This window comes from Psychrobacter sp. 1Y4 (assembly GCF_051847555.1).
Genome location: NZ_JBPYDE010000272.1, coordinates 1 through 898, shown reverse-complemented (window position 1 = coordinate 898; position 898 = coordinate 1). Strand labels below are relative to the sequence as shown.

Genomic DNA, 898 nt, shown 5'->3' with positions numbered 1-898 from the left:
CCTCATCAACGCCGATAGTCACGACGCCTGAGTTATGCGCTGCTAGTAGTGCATTAGCAAAGTCCTGGGCGTCAGCATCACTGGTTGCGTCAGTCTTACCAATAAGCAAGGGTGAACCGAAACGCTCCAAGAACTTAGACCAAAAACGCCAGCCATTGGTTTTAAAGTAGTGCAGCCAGTAAACACGACTTAATAATGATTTACCTTTAGGGTTTAGATATGTCGGCTTGTGCTGCTGGTATAGATAGCGATAGTAAAAGTCAGCTTGATCACTAATCATGACCGGCTGACTACCGTCGTTCGGAAACCATTGCAGAGCACCACCTGATAACGGCTCAAACCATTGAATAGGTTTTGACATCATGGAAGTAACTGCATTACGCCCATTGCTATCTTTACCCCAGAGCATTTCAATCACATCATAGCCGTACCACTTACTAAGCGATGAGCCTTGTAATATCGTTTCAAGATGCAGGTCTAACTGCCCATAGATAAAATCAGCAACAGCACCTTCACTTGGTGTAATCGTATAAGTCGCACTACCTAACTCTTCTTCACGTCTATCAATCGCTTGGTCAATGTCTGGGTCAGTAAGCAATGTCTTTAGCGCATGACGGCTGATACCGGCCTTTTTAAGTATTTCGTCAGTGTCAGTACGGATCAGGTAGCGGTAAAAGGTCTTACCTCGTAGGTCAGTTGCTTGCTCTTGGCTTAGCGCCTTACCTGCTGTGACACGGTAACGCGGCTTTTCAGTTATATCGTTCATCTATACGTCCGTTTGCCAGCAGTGGCTCTATGTCGTTTATTGGATTTCTTCTCAACCATGTTGTCAGCAAAGACCATCATCACCGCATCAAATCGGTTAGGTGAAGGCGTGCCTTTTGGCTTTTTGTTAATC

General features: G+C 45.4%; 1 protein-coding gene. It reads right to left on the bottom strand.

Annotated features, from left to right (window positions below; genetic code table 11):
- Positions 1–766: phage portal protein family protein (locus ACS8FC_RS15725; RefSeq protein WP_439297458.1), on the bottom strand; the 766-nt coding region annotated here is incomplete at its 3' end.
- Positions 767–898 lie beyond the last annotated feature (132 nt).